Annotated in this window: 12 protein-coding genes and 1 pseudogene; 11 read left to right on the top strand and 2 right to left on the bottom strand. The window is 73.9% G+C overall.

Annotation, left to right across the window (positions count from 1 at the left end; translation table 11 throughout):
* From GTW43_RS29665 to GTW43_RS37730, 3 genes are all read left to right on the top strand, one after another.
* Window positions 1-1,050 (top strand): alpha/beta hydrolase (locus GTW43_RS29665; RefSeq protein ID WP_161305073.1); only part of this gene is annotated, 1,050 nt, incomplete at its 5' end.
* Complete coding sequence (gene tsaE / locus GTW43_RS29660) at window positions 1,013-1,564, top strand: tRNA (adenosine(37)-N6)-threonylcarbamoyltransferase complex ATPase subunit type 1 TsaE (protein ID WP_161305072.1); 552 nt, start codon at window positions 1,013-1,015, stop codon at window positions 1,562-1,564. The genes GTW43_RS29665 and tsaE, both read left to right, overlap by 38 nt.
* 189 nt (window positions 1,565-1,753) lie before the next feature.
* Window positions 1,754-1,924 (top strand): hypothetical protein, encoded by a 171-nt coding sequence (locus GTW43_RS37730; RefSeq protein ID WP_202502114.1) that lies wholly within the window; start codon window positions 1,754-1,756, stop codon window positions 1,922-1,924.
* Here the strand turns inward: GTW43_RS37730 and GTW43_RS29655 are convergent.
* Window positions 1,903-2,469 (bottom strand): hypothetical protein, encoded by a 567-nt coding sequence (locus tag GTW43_RS29655; RefSeq protein WP_202502113.1) that lies wholly within the window; start codon window positions 2,467-2,469, stop codon window positions 1,903-1,905. The two genes, GTW43_RS37730 and GTW43_RS29655, sit on opposite strands and share 22 nt — an antisense overlap.
* 115 nt (window positions 2,470-2,584) lie before the next feature.
* Here GTW43_RS29655 and tsaB point away from each other — a divergent pair, with 115 nt between their 5' ends.
* From tsaB to GTW43_RS29625, 6 genes are all read left to right on the top strand, one after another.
* Window positions 2,585-3,241 carry a tRNA (adenosine(37)-N6)-threonylcarbamoyltransferase complex dimerization subunit type 1 TsaB gene (gene tsaB / locus GTW43_RS29650; protein WP_161305071.1) on the top strand — a complete coding sequence of 219 codons (657 nt, stop codon included), beginning with the start codon at window positions 2,585-2,587 and terminating at the stop codon, window positions 3,239-3,241.
* Between the two features lie 29 nt (window positions 3,242-3,270).
* Window positions 3,271-3,813, top strand: coding sequence for a ribosomal protein S18-alanine N-acetyltransferase (rimI, locus tag GTW43_RS29645; RefSeq protein ID WP_161305076.1), 543 nt, complete (start codon window positions 3,271-3,273; stop codon window positions 3,811-3,813).
* Entirely contained in the window at window positions 3,806-4,900 is a 1,095-nt protein-coding gene (gene tsaD, locus GTW43_RS29640) for a tRNA (adenosine(37)-N6)-threonylcarbamoyltransferase complex transferase subunit TsaD (protein WP_161305070.1), read from the top strand. Before rimI ends, tsaD begins: the two co-directional genes overlap by 8 nt.
* Window positions 4,897-5,145 carry a hypothetical protein gene (locus GTW43_RS29635; RefSeq protein ID WP_161305069.1) on the top strand — a complete coding sequence of 83 codons (249 nt, stop codon included), beginning with the start codon at window positions 4,897-4,899 and terminating at the stop codon, window positions 5,143-5,145. Before tsaD ends, GTW43_RS29635 begins: the two co-directional genes overlap by 4 nt.
* A gap of 153 nt (window positions 5,146-5,298) precedes the next feature.
* Window positions 5,299-5,655: a YciI family protein gene (locus GTW43_RS29630; RefSeq protein WP_161305068.1), complete on the top strand. Its 357-nt coding sequence runs from the start codon at window positions 5,299-5,301 to the stop codon at window positions 5,653-5,655.
* Between the two features lie 93 nt (window positions 5,656-5,748).
* The gene (locus GTW43_RS29625; RefSeq protein ID WP_161305075.1) at window positions 5,749-6,963 is read left to right on the top strand and encodes a DUF6596 domain-containing protein; all 1,215 of its coding nucleotides are present in this window, start codon (window positions 5,749-5,751) and stop codon (window positions 6,961-6,963) included.
* 31 nt (window positions 6,964-6,994) lie between these two features.
* On the opposite strand, the gene GTW43_RS29620 is transcribed toward GTW43_RS29625, so the two are convergent.
* Complete coding sequence (locus GTW43_RS29620; RefSeq protein WP_161305067.1) at window positions 6,995-8,194, bottom strand: class I SAM-dependent methyltransferase; 1,200 nt, start codon at window positions 8,192-8,194, stop codon at window positions 6,995-6,997.
* 508 nt (window positions 8,195-8,702) lie between these two features.
* On the opposite strand from GTW43_RS29620, the gene GTW43_RS29615 reads away from it, so the two are divergent.
* Window positions 8,703-9,521: a polysaccharide deacetylase family protein gene (locus GTW43_RS29615; protein ID WP_161305074.1), complete on the top strand. Its 819-nt coding sequence runs from the start codon at window positions 8,703-8,705 to the stop codon at window positions 9,519-9,521.
* A gap of 44 nt (window positions 9,522-9,565) precedes the next feature.
* Window positions 9,566-9,703, top strand: a pseudogene (locus GTW43_RS29610) (polysaccharide deacetylase family protein); the annotation flags it as partial.

Genomic DNA, 9,703 nt, shown 5'->3' with positions numbered 1-9,703 from the left:
CTCGACGCGGCCGGACCCTACGGAGCGCTGCGCGGCACCCCCGGCACGGCCCGCGCCGCGGACGGCACCGCGCTCGCCTACGAGGTCGACGAGGCCGAGCCGGACAGCGCGGGGCCGCGCCGCCGCCGGCTGTTCGGGCGCAAGGCCCCCGCCCCGGTCACGGTCGTCTTCAGCCACGGCTACTGCCTGAGCCAGGACTCGTGGCACTTCCAGCGCGCGGCCCTGCGCGGCGTCGTGCGCTGCGTGTACTGGGACCAGCGCAGCCACGGCCGCTCCGGGCGCGGCGTCGAGCAGAGCGAGCAGGGCGCGCCCGTCTCCATCGACCGGCTCGGCGAGGACCTGAAGGCCGTGATCGACGCGGCCGCCCCGGAGGGCCCGCTCGTGCTCGTCGGCCACTCGATGGGCGGCATGACGGTGATGGCCCTGGCCGACCGCTTCCCCGAGCTCGTCCGCGACCGCGTCGTGGGCGTCGCCCTCGTCGGCACGTCGGCGGGCCGGCTCGGCGAGGTCAACTACGGGCTGCCGGTCGCCGGGGTCAACGCGGTGCGCCGGGTGCTGCCCGGGGTGCTGCGCGCCCTGGGCCAGCGGGCCGACCTGGTGGAGAAGGGGCGCCGGGCGACCGCCGACCTGTTCGCCGGGATCATCAAGCGGTACTCGTTCGCGAGCCGGGACGTCGATCCGGCCGTCGCCCGCTTCGCCGAGCGGATGATCGAGAGCACGCCGATCGACGTGGTCGCCGAGTTCTACCCGGCGTTCCAGGAGCACGACAAGTCGGCCGCCCTGGAGCGGTTCACGGACCTGCCCGCGCTGGTCCTGGCCGGTGAGGGCGACCTCGTGACGCCGAGCGAGCACAGCGAGGCCATCGCGGCACTGCTGCCCGACGCGGAGTTCGTGCTCGTGCCGGACGCCGGTCATCTGGTGATGCTGGAACACCCCGAGCTGGTCACCGACCGGCTGGCCGACCTGCTGGTGCGTGCCGGGGCGGTGCCCGCAGCCGCTACCGTGGGGAGCCATGGAGACACCGGCAGGACCGCACCACCCGGCGAGTGACGCCGCCCCCGCCGACCCGGAGGCGACGGTCACGACCGTCACCGCCACCGTCGGCTCCCCGGACGCGATGCGCGAGCTCGGCCTCGCGCTGGCGAAGCGGCTGCGCCCCGGCGACCTCGTGATGCTCACGGGCGAGCTGGGCGCGGGCAAGACGACGCTGACCCGGGGGATCGGTGAGGGGCTCGGCGTGCGCGGCGCGGTCACCTCGCCGACGTTCGTGATCGCCCGGGTGCACCCGCCGCTGGCGGACGGCCCGGCCCTGGTGCACGTCGACGCGTACCGGCTGGGCGGCGGCCTGGACGAGATGGAGGACCTCGACCTCGACGTGTCGCTCGCGGACTCGGTGATCGTCGTCGAGTGGGGCGACGGAAAGGTCGAGGAGCTGGCCGACGACCGGCTGCACGTGCTCATCGACCGGGCCACCGGGGACACCACCGACGAGGTCCGCGTCCTGACGCTGCACGGGATCGGGCGCCGCTGGAGCGAGGCCGGACTGACCGAGCTGGCCGGCTGACTCCGCCCTTCCCCGCACCCGCGCCCTGGTGGCGCGTCCCTTGCACACCGCTGCGCCCCTGCGCGGGCCCGGATACCGACGCCGTGTCGGCACAGCCTTGCGCGGCGCGGCTCCCGCATGGTCACATGGAGGCAGGATCTAGTTAGGTTTACCTAACTACGTCGGCTCCGATGGCTCCGGGAGGCGTCCATGTCGGCTGCAGAACACGAGGCGCGCACCCCGGCGCCGCACACCGCGGCGGAGATCGCGCGCGGGATCACCATGCGGGACCTGCTGGCCTCCTGCGGGGCCGCGCGCGCCGTCTCGACGCCGCCCGTCCGCCGCGCCGGCGCCCGGGCTCAGCGGACGACGACCACCTGACGGCTGATCGTCGCGAACTCCCACATCCGGTCGCCCTGCGCCCGCGACGTGCGGATGCCGCCGGTCTGCTTCGTCGGGTCCGGCTCGGGCGTCGAGCCGTCCACGGCCGCGGAGAACCCGATCGCCACCCCGTTCACCGAGGCGAACCTGACCACGTGCTCGATCGGCTTGCCGTCCGTGCCCACCACCGAGCCGGTGCGCGAGGTGACCGTGTACGTCCCGGGCTCCGGGTCCACCGTGCCGGGCGTCACCCGGTAGCTCTCCAGCGTCTTGTTGTGCCCGTCCACCAGCCACACCCGGTCGGAACCCAGCGCGTACACGACGCGCTCGCCCTTGCCGGACTTCACCGGCAGCGCCTTCGGGTCCTTGGCCTTCGGGGACTGCGACGAGGACGCGGACGGAGTCCGGGGCTTGGCCTTCCCGAGGTCGGCCGGGGCGTTCGCGGAGGCCTGGTAGGCCAGGAAGCCGACCACGGCCAGCGCGCCCGCGGTCAGCGCGCTGACGAATCCGGTGCTGCTCCGTGCCACCAGGTGCCTGCCTCTCATGTCCTGCTCACTGCGCCGACGACGGCTCCCGGTGACGGTAGCAGCCGAGGCGCGGCACTCCCGGGCCGACAGCAGGAGGGACCGCCGTGTGCCTCCGTGGCCGTAGGCTGTTCGCGTGCTGTTGCTCGCTCTGGATACCGCCACCCCCGCCGTCACCGTCGCCCTGCACGACGGCACGTCCGTCGTCGCCGAGTCCGGTCAGGTCGACGCCCGCAGACACGGGGAGCTGCTGCTGCCCGCCGTCGACCGGGTGCTCCGCGAGGCGGGCCGCGGGCTCGACGCCGTGACCGGGATCGTCGTGGGCACGGGCCCGGGACCGTACACGGGGCTGCGCGTCGGCGTGATGACCGCCGACACCTTCGGGCTCGCGCTCGGTGTCCCCGTGCACGGCGTGTGCACGCTCGACGGCCTCGCGTACGCGGCCGAGGGCGTCGATGGCCCCTTCGTCGTCGCCACCGACGCACGGCGCAAGGAGGTCTACTGGGCGCGCTACGCGGACCGCCGCACCCGCGTCGAGGGCCCCGCCGTCGACCGGCCCGCCGACATCGCCGAGCAGGTCGCGGGGCTGCCCGTGGTCGGCGCCGGCGCGCTCCTGTACCCCGGCACGTTCCCCGACGCGCGCGGCCCCGAGCACGTGCCGGCCGCCGCGCTGGCCGCCATCGCCGCCGAGCGCCTGGCCGCGGGCGAGCCCCTGGAGGAGCCGCGGCCGCTGTACCTGCGCCGCCCGGACGCCCAGGTACCCAAGAACTACAAGGTGGTCACCCCCAAGTGACGGTCCCCGTGACAGCCGAACTGCGCGAGATGCGCTGGTGGGACATCGATCCCGTCCTCGCCCTGGAGAAGGACCTCTTCCCGGACGACGCCTGGTCGCGCGGCATGTTCTGGTCCGAGCTCGCGCACGCGCGCGGGGTCGGCTCGACCCGGCGGTACGTCGTCGCGTACGAGGACGGCCGGCTGGTCGGCTACGGCGGGCTCGCCGCGGGCGAGGACCTGGCCGACGTGCAGACCATCGCCGTCGCCCGCGACCACTGGGGCAGCGGGCTCGGCGCCCGGCTGCTCACCGAGCTGCTGCGGCACGCCACGGCCTTCGAGGTCGCCGAGGTGATGCTCGAGGTCCGCGTCGACAACACCCGGGCGCAGAAGCTGTACGAGCGCTTCGGCTTCGAGCCGATCGGCTTCCGCCGCGGCTACTACCAGCCGGGCAACGTGGACGCGCTCGTGATGCGCCTGACCACCGAGAAGGCACCCGACGAGAGCGCGCCCCACGAGAAGACACCGGGCGGGACCGCACCGGACGCGACGCCGGGCGACGAGAAAGCGACCGAAGAGAAGAACCATGGCTGACGAACCGCTCGTGCTCGGCATCGAGACCTCCTGCGACGAGACCGGCGTCGGCATCGTCCGCGGCACCACCCTCCTCGCCGACGCCGTCGCCTCCAGCGTCGACGAACACGCCCGCTTCGGCGGTGTCGTCCCCGAGGTCGCCTCCCGTGCGCACCTCGAGGCCATGGTCCCCACGATCCAGCGCGCCCTGAAGGACGCCGGGATCACTGCCAAGGACTTGGACGGCATCTCCGTCACCGCGGGCCCCGGCCTCGCCGGCGCGCTCCTCGTCGGCGTCTCGGCCGCCAAGGCGTACGCGTACGCACTCGGCAAGCCGCTCTACGGCGTCAACCACCTGGCCTCGCACATCTGCGTCGACCAGCTGGAGCACGGCTCCCTGCCCGAGCCGACCATGGCCCTGCTCGTCTCCGGCGGCCACTCCTCGCTGCTGCTCTCCACGGACATCACCTCCGACGTGCGGCCGCTCGGCGCCACGATCGACGACGCGGCCGGGGAGGCCTTCGACAAGATCGCGCGCGTGCTGAACCTCGGCTTCCCGGGCGGCCCCGTCATCGACCGGTACGCGAAGGAGGGCGACCCGGCCGCCATCGCGTTCCCGCGCGGTCTGACCGGCCCGCGCGACCCCGCGTACGACTTCTCCTTCTCCGGGCTCAAGACGTCCGTGGCCCGCTGGATCGAGGCCAGGCGGGCGGAGGGCGAGGACGTGCCGGTGCGCGACGTCTCGGCGTCCTTCCAGGAGGCCGTCGTCGACGTGCTCACCCGCAAGGCCGTGCGGGCCTGCAAGGACGAGGGCGTCGACCACCTCATGATCGGCGGCGGTGTCGCGGCCAACTCGCGGCTGCGGGCCCTCGCCGAGGAGCGCTGCGAGCGCGCCGGCATCCGGCTGCGCGTGCCCCGCCCGGGGCTCTGCACCGACAACGGCGCGATGGTCGCCGCGCTCGGCGCCGAGATGGTCGCCCGCAACCGGCAGCCCTCCTCCTGGGACCTGTCGGCGGACTCCTCGCTGCCCGTCACGGAGCCGCACGTGCCCGGTCACCACCACCACGACCACGTGCACGAGGTCAGCAAGGAGAACCTGTACTCGTGACGGTCGCCCTCATGTGGGAGGCCCGCGCCGCGCAGGGCCGCGGCGCGGAGCTGCTCGCCTGGGCCCAGGCCCAGGTCCTCGCACCGCCGCCGCTGCGCAGGGAGACCCTGCGGGCCCCTCAGGACCGGGTCCTCGTCCTCACCTGGTGGGACGCCGACTACGACGCCGAGCTGCCGGAGCTGCCGGAGCCGGCCGCCGATCTGGTGACCCGGGCGGTCCACCGCTGGCGGTTCGAAGCGGTCTGACCAGGCGGTCTGTGCGGCGCGCCGGGCGTCGGGCCGACGCCACGAGAAAAACCCGAAGAAAATGCGGTGCCGGTGTCGATCCGGGCGGCCCCCGATCGACGCACAGGTGAGAGGCCGGGAACGGCCACCCCGTCACGCACCGAGGAGAACACCATGCCGCGCTATCTGACCATGGTCCGCATCGACGAGAACGACGTCCCCGCCGAGGGCGTCAGCGAGGGCCTCATGCAGCGCATGGGCGCGCTCATCGAGGAGATGACGAAGGCGGGCGTGCTGCTCGACACCGCGGGCCTCGCCCCCACCGCGCAGGGCAAGCGCGTGCACTACGAGAACGGGCGGATCTCCGTGACCGACGGCCCGTTCACCGAGACCAAGGAGGTCATCGGCGGCTACGCCGTCCTGCAGACCAAGGACGAGGCCGAGTGCCTGGAGTGGACCAAGCGCTTCCTCCAGGTCCACGAGGACTACTGGACCGTCACGTCCGAGGTCCGGGAGATCCAGGAGGGCTGACCTCCTGGCGGAGCGCCGCCCGGCGATGTCTGATGGTGGGCTGTGACCGAACAGCAGCCCACCACGGCCCGCACCGTCGAGACGGTCTTCCGCATGGAGGCCCCGCGCATCATCGCGGCCGTCACCCGCGTCGTGCGCGATGTCGGCATCGCGGAGGAACTGGCGCAGGACGCGCTGGTCGCCGCGCTCGAGCAGTGGCCGCGCGAGGGCGTCCCCGGCAACCCGGGCGCCTGGCTCACGGCCACCGCGCGGCACCGCGCCGTCGACCTCGTGCGGCGCCGCGAGAACTACGCGCGCAAGCTCCAGGAGGTCGGCCGCGCCACCGAGTTCGCGTACGCGGCGCCGGAGGCGGCGGACCCCGACGACATCGACGACGACCTGCTGCGCCTCGTCTTCATGAGCTGCCACCCCGTGCTGTCCGCCGAGGCCCGCGTCGCCCTCACCCTGCGCCTGCTCGGCGGGCTGACCACCGCCGAGATCGCCCGCGCGGTCCTCGCCCCGGAGGCGACGGTCGCCCAGCGCATCGTCCGCGCCAAGCGCACCCTCGCCGCGAAGAACGTCGCCTTCGAGGTCCCGTACGGGCCCGAACGCGCGGCCCGGCTCGGCTCGGTCCTGGAGGTCATCTACCTCATCTTCAACGAGGGGTACGCGGCCACCGAGGGCGACGACCACCTGCGGCCCGCGCTGTGCGAGGACGCGCTGCGCCTGGCCCGCGTCCTGCAGCCGCTGATGCCGAAGGAGCCCGAAGTGCACGGCCTGGCCGCGCTCCTGGAGCTTCAGTCCTCGCGCGCCGCCGCCCGCACCGGACCCGACGGCACCCCCGTCCTGCTCAGGGACCAGCGCCGCACCCGCTGGAACCGGCTGCTGATCCGGCGCGGCTTCGCCGCCCTCGCCACGGCGCGGTCGGTCGCCCCCGGCGCCCCCGGCCCGTACGCGCTCCAGGCCGCCATCGCCGCCTGCCACGCGCGGGCGCACACGTACGAGGAGACCGACTGGGCCCGGATCGCCGCGCTGTACGCCCTGCTCGCGGCCCGCTCCCCGTCGCCGGTCGTCGAGCTGAACCGGGCGGTGGCCGTCTCGATGTCGGAGGGCCCCGAGGCCGCCCTCGCCCTCGTGGACGCGCTGGCCGACGAACCGGCCCTGAAGGGCTACCACTTGCTGCCGAGTGTGCGCGGGGATCTGCTGGAGCGCCTGGGGAGGCGGGAGGAGGCGATCGCGGAGTTCCGCCGCGCGGCGGACCTGACGAAGAACGAACGGGAACGGGATTTCCTGCTGCGCCGGGCAGGAACGAGCCCCTCCGGCGACTGAGGAGCGGGGTCCGGGGCGGAGCCCCGTGACCTCAGCGAACGGGGGCGCCCACCAGCATGGTCGGGGCACCGGCGACCCGGGTCAGAAACACGGTCGCGGAGCCCTTCCCGTAGGGCTTCGGCATGACCTTGCGCCGCAGCTCCTCCGGCTCGACGGCCGACCCGCGCTTCTTGACGGTCAGCACGCCGACCTCCCGCTCCCGCAGCAGCGCCTTCAACTTCTTCACGTTGAACGGGAGTCGGTCGGTGATCTCGTACGCCGCCGCGTACCCCGTGTCGCGCAGCTCGTCCGCCGTGACGTACGCGATGGTCTCGTCGAGCAGCCCGCCGCCGACCTCCTCGGCCACCTCGGCGACGAGATGCGCCCGGATGACGGCGCCGTCCGGCTCGTACACGTACCGTCCCACCGGCCGGACTCCGGGGTCGGGCAGGCCGCGCCCGATGAGGGTGCGCGGCCCCGGCAGCAGCGTGGCGCGCATCCGGCCGGGCTCCGTGCCGAACCACAGCACGGCCTCCTTGACCTCGCCCCCGTCGGAGATCCACTCGGCGTCCGCCCCGGCCGGGATCGCCTCGTGCGGGATGCCGGGGGCGATCTTCAGCGCGGCGCGCGGGGCCTTCAGGGCGGCGTCCACGGCCCAGGACAGCGGCGGCGAGTAGGCCTCGGGGTCGAAGATCCGGCCCCGCTTGTCGGAGCGCCGGGCCGGGTCGACGAACACGGCGTCGTACCCGTCCGTGTCCACCTCGGTGACGTCCGCCTCGCGCACCTCGATGAGCTCGGCGAGGCCCAGCGCCTCGGCGTTGGCCCGGGCGACGGCGCAGGTCAGCGGGGACCGGTCGACGGCGAGGACGCGGATTCCGGCGCGGGCCAGCGCGATGGCGTCGCCGCCGATCCCGCAGCACAGGTCGGCGACCGAGCGGACGCCGAGCGCGGTGAACGCGGCGGCGCGGTGGGCCGCCACGTTCGTCCGGGTCGCCTGCTCGACGCCGTGCGGGGTGAAGAACATCCGGGCCGCGTCCTGCGCCCCGAACTTGGCGACCGCGCGCTGGCGCAGCCGGGCCTGGGTGAGGGCGGCGGAGACCAGCCCCGCGGGGTGGTCGCGGCGCAGCCGGGTGGCGAGCGCGAGCTCCTGGCCCGGGTCGTGGTCGCGCAGTTCGTCGAGCAGGGCCCGGCCCTCGGGGGCGAGGAGGGCGGCGAGGTCGGCGGGGGTGGAGAAGGAGCTCACCCGGCCCATTGTGGGCCAGTCGGTGGATGGTGCGGGCCCGGCGGCGGTGTCGGCGGCCGATCAGCGCTGTGAGCTGCGAGGATCCGGCGCCATGCAACTAGTACGACAAAACGAAGAAACCGCCGTAAAGGGGAAATCCCGGCGTGGTGCCGACCAGGCCCCCCGGCGCGGGTCCGTACGCGGAACGGCCGTCCGCTGCACGGCCGCCGCGCTGGTCGCCGCGGCCCTCGCCTCCGGCTGCGCCGCGGGGCCCGACGACGCGACCGACACCGGTTCGGCCCGGGGCGCGGACAGCCACGTGGCGAAGCACCCCGAGAAGCCGGCGGGCAAGGATGCGGAGAAGTCGGCGGGCAAGGACGCCGAGAAGCCGGCGGGCAAGGACGCGGAGAAGCCCGCGGGCAAGCATGCCGAGAAGCCCGCCGGGGGGCCGGCCGGCAAGCGCGCCGAGAAGCCCGCGCACCAGCCCGCCCGCCCCGCGCAGGGCGCCCCCCGGGCCGTTCCCGCCGCCCTGCCCGGCATGCCGCGCGGTGTCCTGCGCAGCGCCCCGCAGGGGCTGACCGCGGCGCCCGCGGCCGGCGCCCGCGCCGACTTCGCGGCCCGGCAGAGCGTGGCCCGCACCGCACGGCTCGCCCTCGCCAGGAGCTGGGGCCTGGCCAGGGCGCCGCTCGTCGCGCCCGCGCCGCCCGCGAAGAAGCCCGTCATCAAGCCCCGCAAGGGCTTCGAGGTCGGCGACCAGGCCGAACTCGGCCTGCCCCCCGTCTTCACCACGGTGCCGACCAAGGACAAGGTCGTCTTCCTCACCATCGACGACGGGTCGAACAAGGACCCCGAGTTCCTGAAGATGATGAGCGAGCTGCACATCCCGTACACGGCCTTCCTGACCGACCAGGAGATCCAGGACGACTACGGCTACTTCAAGAAGGCCGAGCGGCTCGGCGTCACCCTGAACAACCACACGCTCACGCACCCGTACCTGCCCGGGCTGTCCTACGCCGAGCAGAAGCACGAGATCTGCGGCATGCAGAAGATCATGAAGAAGCACTACGGCAAGGCGCCGCAGATGATGCGCCCGCCCTTCGGCAACTACAACGAGGACACCCTCAAGGCCGCCAAGTCCTGCGGCATCAAGTACGCGCCGATCTGGAACGCCGAGGTCTTCGTCGACAAGCTCGACTACCGGGAGGAGGACAGAGACATCCATCCGGGGGACATCATCCTCACTCATTTCCGGGGTCGGGACGAATGGAAGGGCACCATGCCCGACATGGTCCGCAAATTCATGAAGTACGTCACCGACAAGGGCTACGCGGTGGCCCGCCTGGAGGACTACCTGTGACAGGTGCCGGAGCGGGGGCGGCCCTGCGGCGGTGCGGCGCGCGGCTGGCCGGGTGTGCGCTGGCCGCCGCGCTGCTCGCCGGGTGCGCGCAGTCCGTCGACCCGATCGAGCGGATGGGCCGCAAGGCCGCGCAGAAGGTCCGCAGTCATCGGCCCGCGGAGGCCGCCGCGCCCCGTACGGGT

This window comes from Streptomyces sp. SID5785, from assembly GCF_009870065.1.
Lineage (GTDB): Bacteria > Actinomycetota > Actinomycetes > Streptomycetales > Streptomycetaceae > Streptomyces.
This window is presented reverse-complemented; position numbering and strand designations above follow the sequence as displayed.